Source organism: Spinactinospora alkalitolerans, from assembly GCF_013408795.1.
GTDB classification, from domain to species: domain Bacteria; phylum Actinomycetota; class Actinomycetes; order Streptosporangiales; family Streptosporangiaceae; genus Spinactinospora; species Spinactinospora alkalitolerans.
This window is the reverse complement of sequence record NZ_JACCCC010000001.1, coordinates 5586672-5609294: the sequence shown is the minus strand read 5'-3', so window position 1 is coordinate 5609294 and position 22623 is coordinate 5586672. Positions and strand designations below refer to the sequence as shown.

The following is a 22623-nucleotide window of genomic DNA, read 5'->3' as shown; positions in this document are numbered from 1 at the left end:
ACACCCATGGCACGTACGGGACGGCGGCCCGGCGCGACGCAGACCAGGGAGAAGATCCTGGAGGCGGCCCGGGCGCAGTTCAGCGAGAAGGGCTACGACGGCGCCACGATCCGCGGCATCGCGCGGGAGGCCGGAGTGGACCCGGCGCTGGTGCACCACTTCTTCGGGGCCAAGGACCAGGTCTTCATCGCCGCGATGCGGCTGCCCTACGACCCGGGCGAGGTGTTGCGGCGCATCATCGCCGACACCCGGCACGACCGCGCCGAGGCCATCGTCCGGTTCTTCCTGGACGTGTGGGAGGACCCGCGGACCCGGGCCCCGATGCTCGCCCTCGTGCGCTCCGCGGCGACCCAGGAGCAGGCGGCCACGACGGTCCGCGGCTTCATGAAGGACATCCTCTTCCACCACGTGGCCGGTGAGCTCGGCATCCCCGCCCTGCGCGCGGCCCTCGTCGCCTCCCAACTGTTCGGCATGGTCCTGGTCCGCTACGTGATCCAGGTCGAGCCGCTCGCCTCGGCGGCGCCGGACGAGGTCATCGCCCTCTACGCCCCGGCCCTGCGAGCCGTGATCGAGGAGTAGGACCGCCCGACCGAGGGGCGGTACTCGCTACAGCGTTTCGATGTCCGCCAGGAATGCGCGCCACTCGGGTGCGGGGAACGACAGGTGTCCGAGGTCTCTGTTCCGGGTGTCACGGACGCTCACCCGGCCGGACTCCGTACGGCACTCGACACACTCACTGCCTGCATTCGAGTAGCTGGCCTTGTTCCACTCTTCAGTCATCATGCCGGTTGTGCCCTTCTAATCAACTCTATGGAGTCTGCCGGGGAGAGTGCCCACCCTTGCAAGATCCCGAAGAGGCTCACGAACCGCTGAACCTCTCTCGGCTGGTCCACCAACTCGCCGCCGCTGGCACTCTCCGTGAACGCCAACGGGAGCCGGTCCGTGAACGAGATCACGGAGAACGCTCCTGCCGCCTGACCGATGTGAGTCGGTACGCCATGGGGGATGACGTAGAGCCGCAGCAAGTTCGATTCTGCCAGGTTCACCAGGTGGTCCAGCTGCCCGGCAACTGTTTCGGCATCCCCCAGACAGCTTCTGATCACCTCTTCGGGGATCACCGCCGAGAGTGCGGGGTCACCCGGTCTCAGAAGCCGCTCAACACGCTTCGTTTTCAGTCCCAGAATCGCGTCTATCTCCTCCGTAGTGTCCAGCGGTCGCCCGTAGGTGACAACGGTCCTCGCGTAGTCCTCCGTCTGCAGTGATCCCGGGATCAGGGACGGGTGGTGGACTCGTAGTTCAACGGCGGCGGCTTCCGCGTCTTCTACGCGCCGGTACCAATCCGGGTCCGTTGCTTTTCGGGTCACGTCTGACCAGCGACGGAGCAGAGCACCGTTTGTACTGAACGCCTGGTCTAATTCTCCTACGGTGTCCCGTTTCGGTGCCCGAGTTGCCCGCTCCAGCTTGGACAGCATGCCCGGTGTGATCGACAGCCGCCCTCCTACCTCGTGTAGGGATAAGCCAGATGACGTGCGCAGACGACGGAGTTCGCGACCGAATGCGACCCAATCGGGTAGCTGCTTCTCTCCCATGAATCCGAGTATGTACTAGGCAGACCCTGTCTAGTACTGGGATGTACAAAAGCCTCACGGTTGTGTGCAACTCATGGAACGTCGCCGAACGGTCCGGAACGCTGGTCAACAGACAGAAGCCCCGGCGACTGCGGTAACAGTCCCGGGGCGCGGCCACCAGCTACGGGAGAGCTGATGACGAACCCACGCTACCAACCCCGGCACGCCCGGCAGGCGTCGATGATCCGGCCCTACCTGATCGCCCACGAGCGACGGCAGCGGGAAGCCGACGTGCGCCGTGCCGCCTCCTTCGCCCGGCGGCAGCGGAACGCCCTGCGAGTGCTGACCGGAGCCGCCTCGTGAGTCCGCTGACCCCCGCGGAGCGCGACGCCTTGACCGCCCTCCTCGATGAACTGATCTCGGCAACGGACGACCGCGAGTTCTGGCTCGGTCGGGTACGTGAGACCTCTCTGGAGCTCCGTGACAAGATCGCGGGCATGATCGGCGACGAAGAAGGCGGCGGGTAGGAGGCGGAGCCTTCGCCCCGGACCGGGAGCCCCGCGCCCCGGAAGAGGAATCGGGGCTCGCGGCCCTGCCGCCGCGTGCTCGGAGAACCACCGTGCCCGGCCCGGTCGGACCCCGTCGCGCGCGGGTCCGGACCGGTAGGGTCGGGGCCAGCGGGGCAATCCCAGCGCCAGGCGAGGAGCGACGCGATGGTCTTCCGGCGAACCGTGCTCTCGGTCGCGAGGAGTGACCGGCTGCGGTCCCTCGTCTCCGGCTCGGGCGTCACGCGCGGCGTCGTCAACCGCTTCGTCGCCGGGGAGGACGCCGACTCCGTCGTCGCGGCGGTGCGCGACCTGACCGGCCGGGGACTGCTCGCCTCGATCGACCACCTCGGCGAGGACACCCTCCACCCCGAGCAGGCCACCGGCGTCACCCGCGGCTACGTCCGGCTGCTGGAGCGCCTCGCCGAAGAGGGGCTCACCCCGGCGGCCGAGGTCTCGGTGAAGCCCACCGCCGTCGGGCTCGGGCTGGGCGCCGAGGGCGAGTCGCTGGCGGCGGCCAACATCGCCCGGATCTGCGCCGCGGCCCGGGACGCCGGGACCACCGTCACCGTCGACATGGAGGCCGAGGACGCCGTCCCCGCCACGCTGCGGATCGTCAACGGCCTGCGCGGCGACTTCCCGTGGCTCGGCTGCGTGCTCCAGTCCTACCTGCGCCGCACCGAGGGCGACCTCGCCGCCATGGCCCGGCCGGGAGCCCGCATCCGGCTGTGCAAGGGTGCCTACGCCCCCGATCCGGGCAGCGCCCACACCGACCGCCGCGACGTCGACGCCGCCTACGTCCGCGCGCTGCGCCGCCTCATGACCGGCCCGGCCCTCCCGATGGTCGCCACCCACGACCCCCGCCTGATCGAGATCGCCGGGACGCTGGCCGCGCTCGCCCACCGCTCCACCGAGGAGTTCGAGTACCAGATGCTCTACGGGGTCCGCCCCGACGAGCAGCTCCGCCTCGTCGACCTCGGCGCCAGGGTCCGCGTCTACGTCCCCTACGGCCGCGACTGGTACGGCTACCTCGCCCGCCGGCTCGCCGAGCGCCCGGCGAACCTGGCCTTCGCCGCCCGGTCGCTGGTCAGCCGATCCTGACCGAGGCCCCGCCCTCCGCCCGCGTGCCGACCCGCCGCGAACCGATACCGTGGTAGCAGCCCCGGAGGAGGACTGACCTTGATCGCGATCATTGGCGCCGGAAAGATGGGCGAGGCCCTGCTCGCCGGACTGCTGAGCACGGGACACGATCCGGCCGACGTGCTCGTCACCGAGCCCCGCCACGAGCACGCGCAGGAGCTGCGCGCCCGCTACGGCGTCGAGGTCGTCCCCGCCGGTTCCGCGGCGGAGCGGGCCGACACCCTCATCCTCGCGCTGAAGCCGCAGGACATGATCGGTCTGCTCGACGACATCGGCCCCAAGCTCACCGCCGACCGGCTGGTGGTCTCCGTGGCGGCGGGCATCACCACGTCCGTGCTGGAGAAGCACCTGTCCGGCAGCGTCCCGGTCGTCCGCGCCATGCCCAACACCCCGGCCCTCGTCGGCCGGGGCATGACCGCCGTCGCCGCGGGCCACTACGCCGCCGACGAGCACCTCGACCGCGCCGAGAGGCTGCTGAGCACGGTCGGCGAGGTGCTGCGGGTGCCGGAGCGGCACATGGACACCGTCACCGCCCTCTCGGGCAGCGGACCGGCCTACTTCTACTTCATCGCCGAGACCATGATCGAGGCCGGCGTCCTCATGGGCATGCCGCGGGAGACGGCGGAGAAGCTGGTCACCCAGACCATCGTCGGCTCGGCCACGATGCTGCGCGAATCCGGGGAGCACCCGGTCGTGCTGCGCGAGGCGGTCAGCTCGCCCGGCGGCACCACGTCCGCGGCGGTCCGGGAGCTGGAGCGCCACGGCGTCCGCACGGCGTTCACCGACGCCATCGAGGCCGCCCGCGACCGCAGCCGCGAGCTGTCGGAGGGGTAGGTGCCCACCCCGCACCCGGCAGCGCCCGCATCCGTCCGGTTTGGTTAATGTGTGGTGGTGGACACAACACCGTCGGGAGGGCGCATGGGCTGTTCACTGCGCGTGGCGTGGGACGAGGCGCTGACGACCTACAACTTCGGTCCGCAGCACCCGCTCGCGCCGGTCCGGGTGGAGCTCACGATGGCACTGGCCAGGGAGCTCGGCGTCTTCGACGCGCCGGGCGTCTCGTTCGCCGACGTGGAACCGGCGGGCGACGACCTCCTGGAGCTCATCCACGACCCCGGCTACATCGCCGCGGTGAAGCGCGCCGGCAGCACGCTGGTGCCCGACGACCCCTACTGCCTGGGCACCCCGGACAACCCGGTGTTCCCGCACATGCACGACGCCGCGGCGCTGATCTCGGGGGCCTCGGTCGCCGCCGCGAGCGCGGTGTGGAACGGCGAGGCCGAGCACGCCGCCAACATCGCGGGCGGACTGCACCACTCCATGCCCAAGAGCGCCTGGGGCTTCTGCGTCTACAACGACGCGGCGCTGGCCGTCGCCTGGCTGCTGGAGCAGGGCGCCAAGCGGGTCGCCTACGTCGACGTCGACGTGCACCACGGCGACGGCGTGCAGACGATGTTCTACGACGACCCGCGGGTGCTCACGATCAGCCTGCACGAGTCGCCGCTGACCCTGTTCCCCGGCACCGGCCGCCCCGACGAGACCGGCGGGCCCAACGCCGAGGGCTACGCCGTCAACGTGGCCCTGCCCGCGGGCACCAACGACCGGATGTGGCTGCGCGCCTTCCACGCGGTCGTGCCGCCGCTGCTGCACGAGTTCCAGCCCGAGGTGCTGGTGACCCAGCAGGGCTGCGACACGCACGCGCTCGACCCGCTCGCCAACCTCATGCTGAGCCTCGACGGCCAGCGCCAGACCTACGCCGCGCTGCACCGGCTCGCCAAGGAGACGGCCGGCGGGCGCTGGGTGCTGCTGGGCGGCGGCGGTTACGAGCTGGTCCAGGTCGTTCCGCGGGCCTGGACGCACCTGCTCGCCGAGGCGGCGGGCGTCCCGCTCGCCCCGGACACCGCCACCCCGGCGGCCTGGCGGGACTTCGCCCTCGAGCGCACCGGTGAGCACGCGCCGCTGTCGATGACCGACGGGCGCAGCCCCGACCATGCGCCCTTCGAGGAGGGCCTCGACCCCGACGACCCCGTGGACCGGGCGATCCAGGCCACCCGCAAGGCGGTCTTCCCTTGTCATGGGATCGACCCGACGCTGTGAGCGGGTGCGGGCCGCGCTCGGGGGTCGAAGGGGGTCGCCCCCTGGGTGGTGCTGCCGTGTCATGGGATCGACCCGACGCTGTGAGCGGACGTCAGCCGTGCGCCTCCCGGAGGGTTTCCCCTCCCGGGGTGCTCCGACGCTGTGAGCGCGTTCACTGTGGCAGAGTTGAACGGGGCGTGAACCGGGTATGACCGTGCCTCGATGATCCGTGAATGTCGGCATTCACGGATTCGCTGACGAAAAGGGGGACTACTGGTGACGCCGCCCTCCCGTGCGGAACTCGTCGAGCACCTGGTGCGCACCGGCATCGCCGGCCAGGTCGACACGCCCCGGCAGAACAACCTCAAGCACTACCGGCGGCTCGTCCAAGGCGACCCCTACTACCAGTTCGGTCTCACCTTCACGCACGAGTGGTCGTTCGGCGCCGTGCTGGCCCTGATGTCGAAGCGCTGCGGCGTGGTCGCCGACGAGAGCTACCTGTGGGGCATCGACACGATCGACCCCGACCGCACCGTCGACGCGCTGGAGTCGGTGGCCGACCGGCTGGCCGAGGCCGCGCGCGAGGGGCAGCGGGTGCTGTTCGCCACCGGGCACCCCAAGAACCTGCTGCAGACCTACCAGGGCTGGAAGCGGGCGCTGGCCGAGCGCGGCTGCCGGATCCTGACCGCCGCGGCCGGCTACTCCTACGACGTCTCCACCGAGTACCCGCCCTCGCGCCGCGTGCTGGTGTGGCGCGACGAGGTGGGCCTGGTCACCGACGGCAGCAGTCCGCGGCACAGCCACCACCCCTTCGCGATGCGGGCGATCCTGGAGGACCTCACCGAGCGGGACGAGCCATGGCCGCAGTTGGTCATCGCCGACCACGGTTTCGCGGGCGCGGCGGGCGAAGCGGGAATTCCGACGATCGGGTTCGCCGACAGCAACGACCCGGCCCTGTTCCTGGCCGAGCACGAGGGCAAACTGCACACCACGGTGCCTTTGGACGACGGTTACCTGCCGCATCACTACCGTCCGTTGTCGGACTACGTGCTCCGCCGGGCCGGGATGGGCTGAGGCGGGGGACCGTTTATACCCATCCCTTAAACCTCACGCGACCCGTTTCCCTCATGTAGCTGCAGAGACAGCAAACCCGACCTTTCAAAGCCGTCCGCCCGGATTTACTCTGAAACCGGACGTGACACCAGTTACCGAACGACACACCGGTACGGCGATGGGGCGTGGCCCGGCCACGTGGGGATGGCCGCGCCGGCGAGGTGAGACAGGCAGGGACGAGTACGGTCACGTCCGGAAAAGAGGGCGTCGGAACATGAGTGGGAGTAAGGCTCCTCTGGAAGAGGTCAGGTTCCTGACCGTGGCCGAGGTGGCCACGATCATGCGGGTCTCGAAGATGACGGTCTACCGAATGGTCCACTCGGGAGTGCTCCCCGCGATCCGCGTGGGGCGTTCCTACCGGGTGCCCGAGCGTGCCGTCCACGACTACCTCCGCGAGGCGTTCGTAGAGGCCGGCTGAGCGCGGGCACGTCACAGCGGGGCGGTGGCCCTCCACCATCGCCCCGAAATTCGTCGTGCCGGGCCCTCCCGCAGGGTGCGGTACGGCTTTCACGGGGCCTGAATCCCGGCCCGCAGGGCATCTACTACACTGTGTCGTTATCGACACATTGCCTGCTTCACCTCCTCTTTTGAGGTTCTTCACGATGCCCTTCACCGAATCCGGCACCCGCATGCGCTCGGTACTGCGACGCGGCGCCGCCGCCCTGGCGGCCGCGGCGGTCCTCGCCGGTTGCGCCGGGGGAGTCGACGCCCAGACCGACGGCTCCGACAACCGCTACGTCGAGGGCAGCGGGGCCAGCACCGCGTTCGCGCCCGACGAGCGCCAGGCCGCGCCCGAGGTCAGCGGGGAGACGCTCGACGGTGAGCAGGTGAGCCTGTCCGACTACGAGGGCAGCGTCGTCGTCCTCAACTTCTGGGCGAGCTGGTGTGCGCCCTGCCGCGCGGAGACCCCCGTCCTCGAGGAGGTCTACGGCGAGCACCAGGACGCCGGCCTGGAGTTCCTCGGCATCAACATCAAGGACAACCGGACCGCGGCCGAGGCGTTCGAGCGCAACCAGGACATCAGCTACCCGAGCCTGTACGACCAGCCCGGCAAGGTCTCCCAGGCGTTCCGCGACACCGTGCCGCCCCAGGCCATCCCGAGCACGCTGGTGATCGACCGCGAGGGCCGCATCGCCGCCCGCGTCATCGGCGCGACCGACTACAGCGACCTGACCGAACTCGTCGAACCGGTTCTCGACGAGGGCGGCGGGGACACCGGTCCGGCATGATCGCCGAAACCGTCTTCACGGGCTCGCTCCTCCTCGCCGTCCCGCTCGCGATGGCGGCCGGGCTGGTGTCGTTCCTGTCGCCCTGCGTCCTGCCGCTGGTGCCGGGCTACCTCTCCTACGTGACGGGGATGAGCGGCGCCGAGATCGCCGCCCACCGCCGCGCGGCCGCGGCCGAGGGCGGTGGTGACGGCGGTGGCGGCACCCGGGCCGCGGTGTCGGTCGACGAGGCCCTGGCGGCGCGCCGCTGGACCATGCTCGCCGGCAGCCTGCTGTTCATCGCCGGGTTCACCGCGGTGTTCGTGTCCGTGGGCGTGTTCGTCGGCGGCGTCGGCGGCCTGCTCCTCGACCACGCCGACGTCATCACCCGCGTCCTCGGCGCGGTCACCGTCCTGCTGGGCCTGGCGTTCATGGGGGTGATCCCCGGGCTCAACCGCGAGTTCCGCCTGCACCGGCTCCCCGGGGCCGGACTGGCCGGCGCCCCGCTGCTGGGGGTGCTGTTCGGGCTCGGCTGGACGCCGTGCATCGGCCCGACGCTGGCCGCCGTGCAGTCGCTGGCCTTCACCGAGGGCAGCGCCGGCCGCGGCGCGCTGCTGTCGCTCTTCTACTGCATCGGCCTGGGCCTGCCGTTCGTCGCGGCGGCACTGGCCTACCGGCGCGCCCTGGGCGCGTTCGGCTGGATTAGGCGCCACCACCGCGCCGTCATGCTGATCGGCGGCGCGATGCTCGTGCTCGTCGGCCTGCTCCTGGTCACCGGTGTCTGGAGCGGCATCACGGCCATCATGCAGGGCTGGACCGCCAACTTCACGACGGTGATTTAGCAGTGACCTCACTCGAAACGACCTCATCGAAGGGGTCCCCGAACGGCGGATCCACCGGCTCCGGGGCCCCCGCGCTCTCCGCGCTCGGCTGGGCGCGCTGGGCCTGGCGCATCCTGACGTCGATGCGCACCGCGCTGATCCTGCTGTTCCTGCTGGCCATCGGCGCCATTCCCGGGTCGGTCCTGCCGCAGCACTCGGTCAGCACCGAGCAGGTGCAGAACTACTACCTGGAGCACCCCGACCTCGCGCCGTGGCTGGACCGGTTCTCCCTGTTCGACGTCTACTCCTCGCCCTGGTACGCGGCGATCTACCTGCTGCTGTTCGTATCGCTGACCGGGTGCGTGCTGCCCAGGGCCGCGGCGCACTACCGCGCCATGCGGGCCCGCCCGCCCAGGACGCCGCGCAACCTCGACCGGCTGCCCTACTCGGCGAGCTTCAGCACCGACGCGAGCCCGCGGACCGCGCTGGAGCAGGCCAGGGCGGTGCTCAAGGGCTACCGGATCGACGCCGACGGCGAATCGGTCGCCGCCGAAAAGGGCTACCTGCGCGAGACCGGAAACGTCGTGTTCCACCTGGCGCTGCTCGCCCTGCTGGTCTCGCTGGGGATCGGCTCGTTCCTCGGCTACCGGGGCAACATGCTGGTGGTCGAGGGCGACGGCTTCGCCAACACCCTGCCGTCCTACGACGCCTTCTATCCGGGCACCGCCGTCGACGCCGGCGACCTGCAGCCGTTCTCGCTGCGGGTGGAGGACTTCGAGGCGGCCTTCATCGAGGAGGGCGATCTTGCGGGGCAGGCCGAGTCCTTCACGGCCGAGCTGAGCTACCGGGAGTCCCCCGAGGCGCCGGAGCGCGACCACCGGCTGGAGGTCAACCACCCGCTGTCGGTGGACGGCGCCCAGGTCTACCTGCTCGGCCACGGCTACGCGCCGGGCTTCGAGGTCACCGACGCCGACGGCAACGTCGTCTTCGACCAGCCCGTGCCCTTCCTGAACCGGGAGGACGGCGTGTTCACCTCCGACGGCGTGGTGAAGGTGCCCGACATCGCCCCCGAGCAGCTCGGCTTCACCGGCGTCTTCCTGCCCTCGGCGGCCGAGACCCCGAACGGGGAGCTCGTCTCCGACTTCCCGGCCCCGCGCGACCCCGTCGTCACGCTCACCGGGTTCAAGGGCGACCTCGGCCTGGACAGCGGCGACTCGCAGTCGGTGTACCAGCTCTACACCGACCAGATGACCGAGATCGGCGAGTCGCCGGAGCTGTCGCCCGGCGAGAGCTGGGAGCTGCCCGACGGGTCGATCATCACGTTCACCGGCTACAGCGACTACATCGCCATGCAGGTCAACAGCGACCCCGGCCGACTGCCCGCGCTGGTCTCCGCCGCAGCGGCCGTGCTGGGGCTGCTGGCCACGCTGTTCGTGCGCCCGCGCCGCGCCTGGGTGCGCGCCAGGACCGGCGAGGACGGACGTACCGTGGTCGAGGTGGGCGGACTGGGCAAGACCGAGAACGCCGGCTCGGCCGTGGAGTTCCACGAACTCAGCCTCCGGCTGAGAGACAGGCTGCGGGATCGGCCCGCTTCCGACACAGGCACCGAGAAGGAGTAGCCGGTGGTGCACGTTCTCGCCGCGGAAACGGCGATCGACCAGCAGATGGCGTCCGTCAGCGACACCCTGATCATCGCCATGATCTTCGCCTACGCGATCGCGATGTTCCTCTTCGCGATCGAGGCGGCCTACGGGCGGCGCGAGGCGCTGAAGGGCGGCGGGCTCGTCATGGCGGGCGCCGGTGCGACCGTCGGTGCGGGCGCCGGGCCGGGCGGCGGCACCGACGACATCAAGGTCAACCTGCGCACCGAGGAGCCCGAGGCCAAGGCCTCGCGGCACGTCCTCGGTTCGGTGGCGCTGGGCGTCACCGTCGTGGGCTTCCTGCTCAACGTGGCGCAGATCGCCACGCGCGGCCTCGCGGCCGACCGCTGGCCGTGGGGCAACATGTTCGAGTTCGTTGTCGCCATCTGCATGTGCTCGGTGGCCGCGTTCCTGTTCGCCGCGATCCGGTACAAGGCGCGCTACCTCGGCACGTTCGTCCTGGTCCCGGTGCTGCTGCTGCTGGGTGTCGCGGCGAAGTGGCTCTACAGCGAGGCCGGTCCGGTCGTTCCGGCGCTGGACTCCTACTGGATCGCCATTCACGTCTCGGCCGCCATCCTCGCGACCGGCGCCTTCATGGTGTCGGGGTCGGCGGCCATCACCTACCTGGTGGCCCGGCGCACCGAGTTCAAGCGGGCCATCGGCGAGAGGGTCAGCGGCATCGCGGCCAAGCTGCCCAGCGCCGAACTGCTGGACCGCATCTCGCACCGCTTCATCGTGCTCGGGTTCCCGCTGTGGACGTTCGGCGTCATCGCCGGCGCGATCTGGGCCGACGAGGCGTGGGGCCGGTTCTGGGGCTGGGACCCCAAGGAGGTCTGGTCCTTCATCACCTGGGTCGTCTACGCCGCCTACCTGCACGCCCGCGCCACCGCCGGCTGGCGCGGCAACAAGGCCACCTGGATCGGTCTCATCGGCTTCGCCTGCCTGCTGTTCAACTTCTTCGGCGTGAACTACCTCTTCAGCGGCCTGCACTCCTACGCCTAGACCGTTGATGGGAGAGGGCCGGGACCGTCTCCGGTCCCTGCTGTGGTTGCGCGGGCCCGGTGGGGCTGTTGTCAGCGCACAGCGTCCGGCGACGCGAAAGGCCGCGGGATCTCCGCCGTGCAGGTCCCCGGCCGTCTGTGGCGGGTGACCGGCACGGACAAGCGCGGCGCGGCCTTTCGCGCCGCCGGCGACTGGCTCGGCCGTCCATGTGCGGAGCCCATCATGGATGCCGGCGGCCGGGTTCCGTCAGGACGGGCGCGCCGGGTCCAGGTAGCGATCGAAGATCATTCCCGTGGCCGCGGCCTGGACGAACTTGTCCAGGACATCGACGGCGACATCCTGCTTCGACCACTTCCGCGGCTCGTACAGTCCCAGCATCACGTTCAGCAGGAGATCGCCGGTGAAGACGACGCCGAACACCGTCACCACCGCCCGTTTCCCCCGCAACCCGGTGCTGGCGGCCACACCGTAGGCGCTCCCCCACATGGCCCCGATCCCGTAGTGGGCGACGTAGTTCAGGCTGGTCTCCTGCTGCCGGTTCGCCGGCCGGACGGGAAGGATCCTCTCGGCGAACATCGCCGGCGCGTAGCTCTCCTCTCGCTGGGTTATGGGCATCTCGGCCAGTTTCTGGAATGCCGTCATCACCATGGTTCCGCCCAGACCGGCGAGAACGCCCCGGCCGACAGCCGTCGCCACGTTCAGCTTCTTCCCATTCGCAATGTTCATACGCCGACGGCTATCCGGAACCACCACGCACAAACGCCCCCATGCCGCCACGATCACCGAGACCAGCGCCCTATGCCGCTCACCGGTCGAGGCGGGCGCGGCCGCTGTGGGCACCCCGTTTGACGGGCGCGCCGCCGCGGATGGACCGGGAAAAGCCGAAGGCCCGCCCCAGAGCAAGGGGCGGGCCTTCGGCTTCGGGTTCTTCAGTCCTCGGGGTTGATGCGCTTGTTCAACCGGCGCAGGAAGTCCGGGTCGTCGTCGGGGCCGAGGGGCGGCCGATGGGTCGACGGCTTCTGGAAGTCCGAGGGATCCAGGTCGTCGAGCGACGCGGCCGTCATGGGAGCGGAGTCGTCCTCCGGCTCCGCCTCCTCGGGAACCGATGCGCGCGGCCGACCGAGGAACAGCCAGAGCAGCGGGCCGACCAGCATGAAGATCAGGATGATGACCAGCCAGAGGAGCTTCGGCAGATTGCGGACTTCCTCGGCGGAGCTGGTGAGCGCGTCAAAGAACGCGTACACCCAGAGCACAATCGAGATCAGCGTGATAAGGGCACCGAGCCACACCATGCTTCCAGACTATCTGCTGTGGCAGGGGCGAAGATCGGACGCGGTGTAACGCGCGGGCGGTCCGCGCCGGTCAGTGTGGGGCCTCGCTGGTCTCCCCGTGCAGTAGCGCCCGGACCTCGGACTCTCTGAACCGGCGGTGACCGCCGGGTGTACGGATGCTGCTGATCCGGCCAGACGCGGCCCAGCGGGTCACGGTCTTGGGGTCGACCCTGAAGAGGGAGGCCACCTCTCCGGGAGTCAGCAGGCGTTCGCTTCCTCTTTCCACCTTCACAATCCCCCTTCGGGCCCGCCACGGAATAGGAGGCGGGCGTTTGATCCCCTAGTGTGCACGAGTTAGTCCGTTTCCTCCCTAGTTTTCGTAAAAATTAGAAGGAACAGTGGAGGAGTGCACCATATGTGACCTGAACGTAACCTGCGTTTCGGTCCTCCGCTTTGCGGACGACCGGGTGCGCGCGCACCCGGACGGCCACGGGATCCCGGATCGCGCCGTCCCAGGTCCGGGCCGGTGTCCCGGGTGAGGGAACGCCCCTTACCCTGTGAAGAGGGGCGATGGGCGTCTCAGCGCTCCGAGGGGGCGCCGCCGTACCGCCGGCGGTGGCCACGTCCGGCCCCGGGCTCCCAGAGCCAATCTATTAGTCATCTCGTCCGTTGTGAGGCAGTTTCATGCGCAGCGTCATCGCCTACACCGGGGCCCGCCTTCTGCTGTTCGCGGTCACCTTCGGCGTGCTGTACCTCCTCGGCGCAAGGGGCTTCCTCGCCCTGGCGCTGGCGTTCCTCGTCAGCGGGCTCGTCAGCTACGTCCTGCTGTCCAAGCAGCGCGACGCGATGTCGGCGACCGTCGCCGAAGGCATCGCCGGAATGCGGGGCATGGGCGAACGCCTGGAGCAGGGCGCGGCGAAGGAGGACGAGGCCCAGCAGGGGGCGGACGCCGGACGCGCCGAGCAGAACGGGCGCGGTGAAACGCCGGAGCAGGACGGGCGCGGTGAAGCGCCGGAACGGACCGACGGGTCCGCCCCGGCGCGGGAGGACACCCGCCCCTGAGTCGGCCGGATCAGTCGAGCGGGAACATCCCCAGTCGGGCGTGGTACTCGCCGGCGAGCCGCTTGGTGTCGCTGCCGACGTAGAGCCCCTCCGGCGTGGCCGTCAGGGCCTCGACGCCGTGGCCGCGGGTCCGGCCCGGGTTCCACGCCAGCGCCTTCCCCGTCTCCGGGTCGACGGCGGCGATGCCCTCGCGCGGGGCCGCCCCGGGGCCGGCGCTCTTGTCGCCCTCCGGGTTGTCCATCCACCTCTGGTGGCCGCCGACGTAGACGGCGGCCCCGGTGACCTCGACCGAGTAGATCGCGTCGCCCCCGGTGTGGTTGGCCCAGGTGGGCCGCGCCCCGGGCCGGTCGTCGGCCTCCCAGCGGGTCACCGTCTTGCACAGGCCGGGCTTCTTGTCCGGGCCGCCGCTGGTCACCACGGTGAAGTAGGACCCGTCCGGGGCGAAGTCCATCTGCCGCATGTAGGTGTTGGTCCGCTCGTAGGAGCACTCCGCGGCGAAGGCCTCCGTCGACCAGTCACCGAGCCGCGCGCCGTCGGACCCGATGCGGATCATCGCGATCTGGGGTCGGCGCTCCCCCTCCACCTCGGTGAAGGTCCCGTTGATGACCAGGCGGTCGCCCGCAGGGCTGAGCGCGATCTCCTCGAGCCTGAGGGACCAGCGGCGGGCCCCGGCGATCGTGATGTCGAAGTCGCGGTCCAGGTCGCCGCCGGAGTCGAGCCGGGCCAGGCCGGTGCGCTCCTGGCCGTTGACCGAGCCGAAGCTCCCGCCGACGTAGAGCAGGTCGCCGTGCGACTCCAGCCGGCTGACCGCGCCGTCGTCCAGCCGCGCGCCGAAGTCGGCGTCCCGGTCGCCGTCGGAGACCGACAGCCGTGCGATGCCGCGCTGGGCGTGCCCGTTGACGGAGGTGAACGCCCCGCCCGCGTACACGGTGCCGTCGGGGCCGGGGGCGAGCGAGACCACGGTGCCGTCGGTGCGCGGCGCGAAGTCGTGGATGATCCGGCCGCTGTCGTGCTCGAACGCGAAGAGGTTCGTCCTGCGGAGTTCGTTGCCCCGGAAGTCGCTCACCCGGGAGAAGTCGCCGCCGACGACGATCGTGTCGCCGACGCGGAGGATGTCCTTGACGCTGCCGTCGAGGACGTGCGGCGTCCAGCCGACCGGCCGGTCGCTCACCACGGCGGCGTGCTGGAGGCCGGCGTTCGCGGTCGGAGTGAGGGGGCCGAGGGCGGTCAGCGCGAGCGCGCCCAGGGCGGTTGCGAGGAGCGGACGGGTACGGCGGGTACGGGGCACGAGCGGTCTCCATGGGGTACGTCGGGACTGAGACCACCTCGTATCACTGACGAGGCATGGGTGACTACATAGAGTAACGGCTCGTGTCTCGGAGGTGCGGCAACGGGCCGCCGATCGGCGTGGTGCGACCGGTCCACCGGGTGCGCGCGCCGCTTTAGGGTGGTCGCATGACCCGTGCCGAACTCGATAAGAAGCCCACGGACGTCGCCGCCATGTTCGACGGCATCGCGGGGCGCTACGACCTGCTCAACGACGTGCTCTCGCTCGGCCAGGACCGCATCTGGCGGCGCGCCGTCGTCAGGGCGGTCGAAGCCTACAGCGGCGAGCTCGTGCTCGACCTCGCGGCGGGCACCGGCACCTCGTCGGAGCCCTTCACCGCCAAGGGCGCACGGGTCATCGCCTGCGACTTCTCGCTGGGCATGCTGCAGGTCGGGGCCGAGCGCCGCGGCGGAGCCTCCCGGCGCGGGGTCACGGTCGTGGCCGGCGACGCGCTGCGGCTGCCCTTCGCCGACGAGACCTTCGACGCCGTGACGATCTCCTTCGGGCTGCGCAACGTCAACGACGTCGACCAGGCGCTGCGCGAGCTGCTGCGGGTCACCGGAGTCGGCGGTCGGCTGGTCATCTGCGAGTTCGGCCACATCCCCGTCGGGGTGCTCGACAAGGCCTACAGCGCCTGCCTGAGGAGCGCGCTGCCGGCGGTCGCGCGTAGGTTCACCTCCAACGCCGACGCCTACGCCTACCTCTCCGAGTCCATCGCCGACTGGCCCGACCAGCGCGCCCTGGCCGGGCGGCTGCAGGAGGCCGGCTGGTCGGAGGTCGCCTGGCGCAACCTCAGCATGGGGGCCGTGGCGCTGCACCGGGGCGTGCGGCGCAGGTGAGCGCCGTCCGCTGAGCTGCCCGTCTCCCTCAGCCACCGGGGGTCGTGAACCTCAGCCGAAGGTCGGAGTCTCGCGGTCCCGCACGCCACTTTCGTCCTGGGGTGGGCGTCAAAAGCCCCTCGGGCGGGCTCCCGAATCTCCAGTGGGCGAAACCCGGGCGCGCCACTCCCCTCGCGTGCGGCACGGGAAAGGTCTAGACTTCTTCCCAAAAGCTTGTGAAGCTCTTCACAAGCGTACGAGCCATTTCGTTGATTTGGACGCAGCCGCAAAGGCACAGCCAGTGCACCCCCAGCGCAGAGTCGCGCCGAGCAGTCAGGACCACTCGTGAGCGAGACAAGCGAGACAGTGTCGACACCACCGTCCGCCAGCAGAGAGTGCCCCCAGCACGAGGCCGATGTCATCGTCGTCGGTGCCGGCCCCTCGGGGGCCACCACCGCGTACCACCTGGCCCAGGCCGGGCTGGACGTGCTCGTCCTGGAGAAGACCGCCTTCCCGCGCGAGAAGGTCTGCGGCGACGGGCTCACCCCCCGCGCGGTCAAGCAGCTCACCTCGATGGGCGTCTCGTTCGAGGACAAGGGCTGGATCCGCAACCACGGGCTGCGGATCATCGGCGGCGGCGTCCGGCTGGAACTGCCCTGGCCCGAACTCGCCGAGTACCCCGGCTTCGGGCTGGTGCGCACGCGCTACGACTTCGACGAGATCCTGATCGGCCGGGCGGTCGAGGCCGGGGCCAGGCTGCTGGAGCGCACCAACGTCACCGAGCCGGTCATCGACCCGCGCAGCAACCGCATCGTCGGCGTGCGCGCGAAGAACGCCGACGGCGAACGGGTGAGCTACCGGGCGCCGCTGGTCGTCGCGGCCGACGGCAACTCCTCGCGGCTGTCGGTGGCCATGGGCATCCGCAAGCGCGACGACCGCCCGATGGGCGTCGCGGTGCGCACGTACTTCACCAGCCCCCGCCACGACGACGACTACCTGGAGTCCTGGCTGGAGCTGTGGGACTCCAGCGGCGGCAAGGACGTGCTGCTCCCCGGCTACGGCTGGGTGTTCGGCGTGGGCGACGGCACCAGCAACGTCGGCCTGGGCATCCTGAACTCCACCGCGTCCTTCCAGGACGTCGACTACCGCAACCTGCTGCGCCGCTGGACCTCCAGCATGCCCGAGGAGTGGGGCTTCACCGAGGACAACCAGCGGGGCCGGATCCGGGGCGCGGCGCTGCCCATGGGCTTCAACCGCACACCGCACTACTCCCGCGGGCTGCTGCTCGTGGGCGACGCCGGCGGCATGGTCAACCCGTTCAACGGCGAGGGCATCGCCTACGCCATGGAGGCCGGGCACATCGCGGCCGACGTCATCGTCCAGGCCCGCTCCCGCCCGACCCGGCAGGCCCGCGAGCGCACGCTGCTCGGCTACCCGCGCATCCTGCGCGACACCTACGGCGGCTACTACACGCTGGGCCGCTACTTCGTGAAGATGATCGGCAACCCCGACTTCATGAAGTACGCGACCAAGTACGGCCTGCCTCAGCCGCTCTTGATGCGCTTCACGTTGAAGCTGCTGGCCAACCTTACCGAGCCGAGTCACGGTGATGCGATGGACCGGGTGATCAACGGCCTATCCAAGATGGCGCCGGCGGCCTAGCGAGCGGCCCGAGAGACACCAGGGACCCCCGAGGATCTTCAGCCATGCCAACTCTGATTGAATGGCCAACCCCACACGTGAAAACGATCACATGTGGGCACATCACCGTATTCACGGGCGCGAGAAGCCGCATGACCCCTGCTCTTCGCGCGCCTCGTGGTGAGAAGGGGAACGGCTAGCAATGGAGCTGTACGCACCCATCTTCGTGCTCGGCGGGATCGGCGCGGCGTTCGTGGTCGTCTCGATGGTCGTCGGGTCGATCGCGGGGCCGAAGCGCTACAACCGCGCGAAGCTGCAGGCGTACGAGTGCGGGATCGAGCCGACGCCCCAGCCCGTCGGCGGCGGCCGGTTCACGATCAAGTACTACCTGACGGCGATGCTCTTCATCGTCTTCGACATCGAGGTCATCTTCCTCGTGCCGTGGGCGGTCCATCTCGACGCGCTCGGGATGTTCGGCCTGGTCGCGATGGTGCTCTTCCTCGTCAACGTCTCGATCGCCTACGCCTACGAATGGCGCCGCGGCGGTCTGGAGTGGGACTGAGGGAGCCGATGGACGCAGGCGTGAGGGATCGGGGCCGGGGTGCGCGCCGCCGCGGGCGCCCACTCCCGGTGACACCGAAGACACCGAAGAGATCGAACAACCGGAAAGGGGGTTCGCCGGATGGGACTTGAGGAGAAGCTGCCGAGTGGCGTCCTGCTCACGACGGTCGAGCAGGTCGTCGGATTCGTGCGCAAGACGTCCATGTGGCCGGCGACGTTCGGGCTGGCCTGCTGCGCCATCGAGATGATGTCCGTCGGCGGCCCGCGCTATGACATCGCCCGCTTCGGCATGGAGCGGTTCTCGGCCACGCCGCGCCAGGCCGATCTGATGATCGTCGCGGGCAGGGTGAGCCAGAAGATGGCTCCGGTCCTGCGCCAGATCTACGACCAGATGGCCGACCCGAAATGGGTGATCGCCATGGGCGTCTGCGCCTCCAGCGGCGGCATGTTCAACAACTACGCCATCGTCCAGGGCGTCGATCACATCGTTCCTGTGGACATCTACCTCCCCGGTTGCCCGCCGCGCCCCGAGATGCTGCTGGACTCCGTGCTGAAGCTGCACGACAAGATCCAGCACTCCAAGCTCGGCGCGCATCGTGACCGCGAGATCGAGGAGAACGAGCAGCGCCGGCTGCGCACGCTCCCCCTGATCCAGCAGAGTGAAGGGGCGACCCCATGAGCCCCAACAGCCATGAAGGTAAGCCTAACCTAGGCGAAGAGGGAAACCCGCCCGAGCGGGCGGGTGAGGAACGTCTCAGTTCCCCCGTGGTGCGCCAGGGCATGTTCGGCGCCAGGACCTCGGGCGACACCTCAGGATACGGGGGGCTCGCCGTCAGGGGTTCGGCGCCCCTGGGCTCCGAGCGCCCCTTCACCGACCCCGACGACCCGCGCACCGCGCACTTCGACGAGGTCGCCGACGCGCTGGGGCAGGCGCTCAAGGAGGCGGGCGGCGACTTCGACGGCGCGATCGAGCGGGTCGTGGTGGACCGCGGCGAGCTCACCTTCCACGTCCGCAGGGAGAGCCTGCGCGACGTGGCGCGGCGGCTGCGCGACGACCCCGCCCTGCGCTTCGAGCTGTGCCTGGGCGTCACCGGCGTGCACTACCCCAGCGACACGGGCCGGGAACTGCACGCGGTCTATGAGATGCGGTCGATCACGCACAACCGCGAGATCCGGCTGGAGGTCGGCTGCCCCGACGCCGACCCGCACGTCCCCTCGATCGTGGAGGTCTACCCCACGAACGACTGGCACGAGCGCGAGACCTACGACTTCTTCGGAATCGTCTTCGACGGCCACCCCGGACTGACCCGCATCCAGATGCCCGACGACTGGCACGGCCACCCGCAGCGCAAGGACTACCCATTGGGCGGGATTCCGGTGGAGTACCGGGGCGCCAAGATTCCGCCGCCGGACGAGCGGAGGTCGTACGCGTGACGACGACCGGAGCGCCGAGCCGACGAGCGGGCGGAGTCGCCGATGCCCCCTCGCGGAGCGTGTACGCCTTGACGGCGAAGGGAGTGAGGAGGTGAGCGCGACCATGGGTACCGAGACCTACGTCGATGCTTCGGGCGGCGACTGGGATGAGGTCGTCGCCGCCGCGCAGAAGGGCGGCGCCGAGCGCCTCGTGGTCAACATGGGTCCCCAGCACCCGTCCACGCACGGCGTGCTGCGGCTCATCCTGACCCTGGACGGCGAGACCGTCACCGACGCCCGGGTCGGCATCGGCTACCTGCACACCGGTATCGAGAAGAACATGGAGTACCGGACGTGGACGCAGGGCACCACGTTCGTGACCCGCATGGACTACCTCATGCCGATGTTCAACGAGACGGCCTACTGCCTGGCCGTCGAGAGGCTCCTGGGCATCACCGAGCGGATCCCCGAGCGGGCCGACGTCATCCGCGTGCTCATGATGGAGCTCAACCGGATGTCCTCGCACTTCGTGGCGATGGCGACGTTCGGGATGGAGCTCGGCGCGACCACGATCATGACGAACGGCTTCCGCGAGCGGGAGATGGTCCTCGACATCTTCGAGATGGTCACCGGCCTGCGGATGAACCACGCCTACGTCCGCCCCGGCGGCGTGGCCCAGGACCTCCCGGCCGGCGCGGTCGGCAAGATCAAGGAGCTGCTGACCGAGATGCCCAAGCGCATCACGGTCATGCGCAAACTCCTGGACGAGAACCCGCTGTACCTCAAGCGCACCCGCGACGTCGCCCACCTCGACCTCGCCGGGTGCATGGCGCTGGGGGCCACCGGCCCGCTGCTGCGCGCCTCGGGCCTGGCCTGGGACCTGCGCAAGGCCAAGCCCTACTGCGGCTACGAGAACTACGAGTTCGACGTCCCGGTCTCCGACGGCTGCGACGTCTACGCCCGCTACCGGGTGCGCGTCGCCGAGATGGAGCAGAGCCTGCGGATCATCGAGCAGTGCCTGGACCGGCTGCGGCCCGGACCGGTGATGATCGAGGACGCCAAGATCGGCTGGCCGGCGCAGTTGGCCCTCGGCCCCGACGGCCTGGGCAACTCGCCCGACCACATCGCGCACATCATGGGCGGCTCGATGGAGGCGCTCATCCACCACTTCAAGCTCGTCACCGAGGGCTTCCGGGTCCCGCCGGGGCAGGCCTACGCGTCGGTGGAGAGCGCGAAGGGCGAGCTGGGCTGCCTCGCGGTCAGCGACGGCGGGCCGCGCCCGTACCGGGTGCACTTCCGCGACCCCTCGTTCACCCACCTGCAGGCGGTGGCCGCGATGTGCGAGGGAGGCACGGTGGCCGACGTCGTCGCGGCGGTGGCCAGCATCGACCCCGTGATGGGAGGCGTTGACAGGTGAGCACGAACACCTTCACCGACGAGGTCCGCGCGCGACTGGAGGTCGACGCCAAGGAGATCGTCGCCCGCTACCCGCGGCAGCGCTCGGCGCTGCTGCCCCTGCTGCACCTGGTGCAGGCGGAGGAGGGCTTCGTCAGCTCCAGCGGCATCGCGTTCTGCGCCGAGCAGTTGGGCATCACCACCGCCGAGGTCACCGCGGTCGCGACGTTCTACACGATGTACAAGCGGCGGCCCGTCGGCGACTACCACGTCGGCGTCTGCACGAACACGCTGTGCGCGGTGATGGGCGGCGACGAGATCTTCGCCGAGCTCAAGGAGCACCTGGGGGTCGGCAACGACGAGGCCACCGAGGACGGCAGGGTCTCGCTGGAGCACATCGAGTGCAACGCGGCCTGCGACTTCGCGCCGGTCGTCATGGTCAACTGGGAGTTCTTCGACAACCAGACCCCCGAGTCCGCCAAGCGCCTGGTCGACGACCTGCGCCTGGGCAGCGACGTCCGGCCGACCCGCGGCCCCGGGTCGCTGTGCACCTGGAAGCAGGCCTCCCGCGTGCTGGCCGGGTTCCCCGACGGCCGCGGCGCCGAGGGCGTGCAGGCCGGTGAACCGTCGCTGACCGGCCTGAAGCTGGCCCGCGAACGGGGCTGGGCCGCGCCCGATCCCGCGAACCTGCCGCCCAAGGCGGCCGATGAGGAGGGCCAGCAGTGACCACCCTGACCCCGGTCCTGTCCAAGAACTGGGACCGGCCCGACTCCTTCACCCTGAGCGCCTACCGCGAGGACGGCGGCTACCGGGCGCTGCGCACCGCGCTGGGCATGCAGCCGGACGCGCTGGTGGAGATGGTGAAGTCCTCGGGGCTGCGCGGCCGCGGCGGCGCGGGCTTCCCCACCGGCATGAAGTGGGGCTTCCTGCCCAAGGACAACCCCAACCCGCGCTACCTCGTGGTCAACGCCGACGAGTCCGAGCCCGGGACCTGCAAGGACATCCCGCTGATGCTGGCCAACCCGCACTCGTTGGTCGAGGGCGTCGCGATCGCCTCCTACGCGATCAAGAGCAACCTGGCCTTCATCTACGTGCGGGGCGAGGTGCTGCACGTCATCCGGCGGGTGCGGCACGCCGTCGCCGAGGCCTACGAGGCCGGCCTGCTCGGCAAGGACGTCCTCGGCTCGGGCTTCGACCTCGACGTCGTGGTGCACGCCGGGGCCGGCGCCTACATCTGCGGCGAGGAGACCGCGCTGCTGGACTCGCTGGAGGGCTACCGGGGCCAGCCCCGGCTCAAGCCCCCGTTTCCCGCGGTGGCCGGCCTCTACGCCTCGCCGACCGTGGTGAACAACGTCGAGTCGATCGCCAGCGTGCCGAGCATCGTGGCCAACGGAACCGAGTGGTTCACCGCCATGGGCACCGAGAAGTCCGCCGGCTTCGGTTTCTTCTCCCTGTCCGGGCACGTCACCCGGCCCGGCCAGTACGAGGCCCCGCTCGGCGTCACGCTGCGCGAACTGCTCGACATGGCCGGGGGCGTCCGGGCCGGCCACGAACTGAAGTTCTGGACGCCGGGCGGCTCCTCGACGCCGATCTTCACGGCCGAGCACCTCGACACCCCGCTGGACTTCGAGTCGGTCGGGGCCGCGGGCTCGATGCTGGGCACCCGCGCGCTGCAGATCTTCGACGACACCACCTGCGTGGTGCGCGCCGTGGGCCGCTGGATCCAGTTCTACGCCCACGAGTCCTGCGGCAAGTGCACGCCGTGCCGCGAGGGCAACTTCTGGATGGTGCAGGTCCTGGACCGGCTGGAGAACGGGCAGGGCACCGAGGCCGACCTCGACAAGCTGCTCGACATCTGCGACAACCTGCTCGGCCGCTCCTTCTGCGCCCTCGGCGACGGCGCGACCAGCCCGGTGACGTCGTCGATCAAGTACTTCCGGCAGGAGTACATCGACCACCTCGAACAGGGTGGCTGCCCGTTCGACCACGCGAAGTCCACGGTGTGGGGAGGAGCGCGATGACGAC

At 70.1% G+C, this 22623-nt stretch carries 27 protein-coding genes; 21 read left to right on the top strand and 6 right to left on the bottom strand.

What is annotated here, in order from left to right:
- The first annotated feature begins 6 nt into the window (after window positions 1-6).
- Window positions 7-579 (top strand): TetR/AcrR family transcriptional regulator, encoded by a 573-nt coding sequence (locus HDA32_RS25025; protein ID WP_179645507.1) that lies wholly within the window; start codon window positions 7-9, stop codon window positions 577-579.
- A gap of 27 nt (window positions 580-606) precedes the next feature.
- On the opposite strand, the gene HDA32_RS25020 is transcribed toward HDA32_RS25025, so the two are convergent.
- Together HDA32_RS25020 and HDA32_RS25015 are read right to left on the bottom strand one after the other, a co-directional pair.
- A complete protein-coding gene (locus HDA32_RS25020) occupies window positions 607-780 on the bottom strand; it encodes a DUF397 domain-containing protein (RefSeq protein WP_376767026.1) in 174 nt (57 codons plus the stop codon).
- On the bottom strand, window positions 780-1589 hold the full coding sequence (locus tag HDA32_RS25015) for a helix-turn-helix domain-containing protein (protein ID WP_179645505.1): 810 nt from the start codon (window positions 1587-1589) through the stop codon (window positions 780-782). Before HDA32_RS25015 ends, HDA32_RS25020 begins: the two co-directional genes overlap by 1 nt.
- Window positions 1590-1763: 174 nt before the next feature.
- Between HDA32_RS25015 and HDA32_RS25010 the strand changes: the two genes are divergently transcribed.
- The 11 genes from HDA32_RS25010 (at window position 1764) to ccsB (ending at window position 11110) form a co-directional block, all read left to right on the top strand.
- Entirely contained in the window at window positions 1764-1931 is a 168-nt protein-coding gene (locus HDA32_RS25010) for a hypothetical protein (RefSeq protein ID WP_179645504.1), read from the top strand.
- The gene (locus tag HDA32_RS25005) at window positions 1928-2095 is read left to right on the top strand and encodes a hypothetical protein (protein ID WP_179645503.1); all 168 of its coding nucleotides are present in this window, start codon (window positions 1928-1930) and stop codon (window positions 2093-2095) included. Before HDA32_RS25010 ends, HDA32_RS25005 begins: the two co-directional genes overlap by 4 nt.
- A 186-nt stretch (window positions 2096-2281) precedes the next feature.
- Entirely contained in the window at window positions 2282-3214 is a 933-nt protein-coding gene (locus HDA32_RS25000; RefSeq protein ID WP_179645502.1) for a proline dehydrogenase family protein, read from the top strand.
- Between the two features lie 78 nt (window positions 3215-3292).
- Window positions 3293-4087: a pyrroline-5-carboxylate reductase gene (gene proC / locus HDA32_RS24995; RefSeq protein ID WP_179645501.1), complete on the top strand. Its 795-nt coding sequence runs from the start codon at window positions 3293-3295 to the stop codon at window positions 4085-4087.
- 84 nt (window positions 4088-4171) lie between these two features.
- Window positions 4172-5350: an acetoin utilization protein AcuC gene (locus HDA32_RS24990; RefSeq protein ID WP_179645500.1), complete on the top strand. Its 1179-nt coding sequence runs from the start codon at window positions 4172-4174 to the stop codon at window positions 5348-5350.
- Between the two features lie 255 nt (window positions 5351-5605).
- Complete coding sequence (locus HDA32_RS24985) at window positions 5606-6403, top strand: phosphatase (RefSeq protein WP_179645499.1); 798 nt, start codon at window positions 5606-5608, stop codon at window positions 6401-6403.
- Between the two features lie 253 nt (window positions 6404-6656).
- On the top strand, window positions 6657-6860 hold the full coding sequence (locus HDA32_RS24980; protein ID WP_179645498.1) for a helix-turn-helix domain-containing protein: 204 nt from the start codon (window positions 6657-6659) through the stop codon (window positions 6858-6860).
- 184 nt (window positions 6861-7044) lie between these two features.
- A complete protein-coding gene (locus tag HDA32_RS24975; RefSeq protein WP_179645497.1) occupies window positions 7045-7671 on the top strand; it encodes a TlpA family protein disulfide reductase in 627 nt (208 codons plus the stop codon).
- Window positions 7668-8489 carry a cytochrome c biogenesis CcdA family protein gene (locus tag HDA32_RS24970; RefSeq protein WP_179645496.1) on the top strand — a complete coding sequence of 274 codons (822 nt, stop codon included), beginning with the start codon at window positions 7668-7670 and terminating at the stop codon, window positions 8487-8489. The genes HDA32_RS24975 and HDA32_RS24970 overlap by 4 nt, the downstream gene beginning before the upstream one ends.
- Window positions 8490-8491: 2 nt before the next feature.
- A complete protein-coding gene (gene resB / locus HDA32_RS24965; protein ID WP_312863319.1) occupies window positions 8492-10087 on the top strand; it encodes a cytochrome c biogenesis protein ResB in 1596 nt (531 codons plus the stop codon).
- A gap of 3 nt (window positions 10088-10090) precedes the next feature.
- Window positions 10091-11110: a c-type cytochrome biogenesis protein CcsB gene (ccsB, locus tag HDA32_RS24960; protein ID WP_312863318.1), complete on the top strand. Its 1020-nt coding sequence runs from the start codon at window positions 10091-10093 to the stop codon at window positions 11108-11110.
- A gap of 246 nt (window positions 11111-11356) precedes the next feature.
- On the opposite strand, the gene HDA32_RS24955 is transcribed toward ccsB, so the two are convergent.
- From HDA32_RS24955 to HDA32_RS24945, 3 genes are all read right to left on the bottom strand, one after another.
- Window positions 11357-11836, bottom strand: coding sequence for a hypothetical protein (locus HDA32_RS24955; protein ID WP_179645495.1), 480 nt, complete (start codon window positions 11834-11836; stop codon window positions 11357-11359).
- A gap of 203 nt (window positions 11837-12039) precedes the next feature.
- The gene (locus tag HDA32_RS24950; RefSeq protein ID WP_179645494.1) at window positions 12040-12402 is read right to left on the bottom strand and encodes a PLD nuclease N-terminal domain-containing protein; all 363 of its coding nucleotides are present in this window, start codon (window positions 12400-12402) and stop codon (window positions 12040-12042) included.
- A 70-nt stretch (window positions 12403-12472) separates the two neighbouring features.
- On the bottom strand, window positions 12473-12673 hold the full coding sequence (locus tag HDA32_RS24945) for a BldC family transcriptional regulator (RefSeq protein WP_179645493.1): 201 nt from the start codon (window positions 12671-12673) through the stop codon (window positions 12473-12475).
- A 392-nt stretch (window positions 12674-13065) separates the two neighbouring features.
- Here HDA32_RS24945 and HDA32_RS24940 point away from each other — a divergent pair, with 392 nt between their 5' ends.
- Window positions 13066-13443, top strand: a complete 378-nt coding sequence (locus HDA32_RS24940; RefSeq protein ID WP_179645492.1) for a DUF4229 domain-containing protein — start codon at window positions 13066-13068, stop codon at window positions 13441-13443.
- A gap of 10 nt (window positions 13444-13453) precedes the next feature.
- On the opposite strand, the gene HDA32_RS24935 is transcribed toward HDA32_RS24940, so the two are convergent.
- The gene (locus tag HDA32_RS24935; RefSeq protein WP_179645491.1) at window positions 13454-14731 is read right to left on the bottom strand and encodes a delta-60 repeat domain-containing protein; all 1278 of its coding nucleotides are present in this window, start codon (window positions 14729-14731) and stop codon (window positions 13454-13456) included.
- Between the two features lie 167 nt (window positions 14732-14898).
- On the opposite strand from HDA32_RS24935, the gene HDA32_RS24930 reads away from it, so the two are divergent.
- From HDA32_RS24930 to nuoF, 8 genes are all read left to right on the top strand, one after another.
- On the top strand, window positions 14899-15609 hold the full coding sequence (locus HDA32_RS24930; protein ID WP_179645490.1) for a demethylmenaquinone methyltransferase: 711 nt from the start codon (window positions 14899-14901) through the stop codon (window positions 15607-15609).
- Window positions 15610-15954: 345 nt separating this feature from the next.
- Complete coding sequence (locus tag HDA32_RS24925) at window positions 15955-17250, top strand: geranylgeranyl reductase family protein (protein WP_179646938.1); 1296 nt, start codon at window positions 15955-15957, stop codon at window positions 17248-17250.
- Window positions 17251-17431: 181 nt separating this feature from the next.
- On the top strand, window positions 17432-17791 hold the full coding sequence (locus HDA32_RS24920) for an NADH-quinone oxidoreductase subunit A (protein WP_179645489.1): 360 nt from the start codon (window positions 17432-17434) through the stop codon (window positions 17789-17791).
- Window positions 17792-17911: 120 nt separating this feature from the next.
- Window positions 17912-18469 (top strand): NuoB/complex I 20 kDa subunit family protein, encoded by a 558-nt coding sequence (locus tag HDA32_RS24915; protein ID WP_179645488.1) that lies wholly within the window; start codon window positions 17912-17914, stop codon window positions 18467-18469.
- The gene (locus HDA32_RS24910; protein WP_179645487.1) at window positions 18466-19224 is read left to right on the top strand and encodes an NADH-quinone oxidoreductase subunit C; all 759 of its coding nucleotides are present in this window, start codon (window positions 18466-18468) and stop codon (window positions 19222-19224) included. The genes HDA32_RS24915 and HDA32_RS24910 overlap by 4 nt, the downstream gene beginning before the upstream one ends.
- A 103-nt stretch (window positions 19225-19327) precedes the next feature.
- On the top strand, window positions 19328-20620 hold the full coding sequence (locus HDA32_RS24905; protein ID WP_179646937.1) for an NADH-quinone oxidoreductase subunit D: 1293 nt from the start codon (window positions 19328-19330) through the stop codon (window positions 20618-20620).
- Window positions 20617-21324 (top strand): NADH-quinone oxidoreductase subunit NuoE, encoded by a 708-nt coding sequence (gene nuoE, locus HDA32_RS24900; RefSeq protein WP_179645486.1) that lies wholly within the window; start codon window positions 20617-20619, stop codon window positions 21322-21324. Before HDA32_RS24905 ends, nuoE begins: the two co-directional genes overlap by 4 nt.
- Window positions 21321-22619: an NADH-quinone oxidoreductase subunit NuoF gene (gene nuoF / locus HDA32_RS24895; RefSeq protein ID WP_179645485.1), complete on the top strand. Its 1299-nt coding sequence runs from the start codon at window positions 21321-21323 to the stop codon at window positions 22617-22619. Before nuoE ends, nuoF begins: the two co-directional genes overlap by 4 nt.
- Window positions 22620-22623 lie beyond the last annotated feature (4 nt).

Bases quoted from the DNA above. Each gene is read 5' to 3' on its own strand.
- HDA32_RS25025 (WP_179645507.1), top strand. From the start codon at position 7: ATGGCACGTACGGGACGGCGGCCCGGCGCGACGCAGACCAGGGAGAAG.
- HDA32_RS25020 (WP_376767026.1), bottom strand. From the start codon at position 780: ATGACTGAAGAGTGGAACAAGGCCAGCTACTCGAATGCAGGCAGTGAG.
- HDA32_RS25015 (WP_179645505.1), bottom strand. From the start codon at position 1,589: ATGGGAGAGAAGCAGCTACCCGATTGGGTCGCATTCGGTCGCGAACTC.
- HDA32_RS25010 (WP_179645504.1), top strand. From the start codon at position 1,764: ATGACGAACCCACGCTACCAACCCCGGCACGCCCGGCAGGCGTCGATG.
- HDA32_RS25000 (WP_179645502.1), top strand. From the start codon at position 2,282: ATGGTCTTCCGGCGAACCGTGCTCTCGGTCGCGAGGAGTGACCGGCTG.
- HDA32_RS24990 (WP_179645500.1), top strand. From the start codon at position 4,172: ATGGGCTGTTCACTGCGCGTGGCGTGGGACGAGGCGCTGACGACCTAC.
- HDA32_RS24980 (WP_179645498.1), top strand. From the start codon at position 6,657: ATGAGTGGGAGTAAGGCTCCTCTGGAAGAGGTCAGGTTCCTGACCGTG.
- HDA32_RS24975 (WP_179645497.1), top strand. From the start codon at position 7,045: ATGCCCTTCACCGAATCCGGCACCCGCATGCGCTCGGTACTGCGACGC.
- HDA32_RS24970 (WP_179645496.1), top strand. From the start codon at position 7,668: ATGATCGCCGAAACCGTCTTCACGGGCTCGCTCCTCCTCGCCGTCCCG.
- HDA32_RS24955 (WP_179645495.1), bottom strand. From the start codon at position 11,836: ATGAACATTGCGAATGGGAAGAAGCTGAACGTGGCGACGGCTGTCGGC.
- HDA32_RS24950 (WP_179645494.1), bottom strand. From the start codon at position 12,402: ATGGTGTGGCTCGGTGCCCTTATCACGCTGATCTCGATTGTGCTCTGG.
- HDA32_RS24940 (WP_179645492.1), top strand. From the start codon at position 13,066: ATGCGCAGCGTCATCGCCTACACCGGGGCCCGCCTTCTGCTGTTCGCG.
- HDA32_RS24930 (WP_179645490.1), top strand. From the start codon at position 14,899: ATGACCCGTGCCGAACTCGATAAGAAGCCCACGGACGTCGCCGCCATG.
- HDA32_RS24920 (WP_179645489.1), top strand. From the start codon at position 17,432: ATGGAGCTGTACGCACCCATCTTCGTGCTCGGCGGGATCGGCGCGGCG.
- HDA32_RS24915 (WP_179645488.1), top strand. From the start codon at position 17,912: ATGGGACTTGAGGAGAAGCTGCCGAGTGGCGTCCTGCTCACGACGGTC.
- HDA32_RS24910 (WP_179645487.1), top strand. From the start codon at position 18,466: ATGAGCCCCAACAGCCATGAAGGTAAGCCTAACCTAGGCGAAGAGGGA.
- HDA32_RS24905 (WP_179646937.1), top strand. From the start codon at position 19,328: ATGGGTACCGAGACCTACGTCGATGCTTCGGGCGGCGACTGGGATGAG.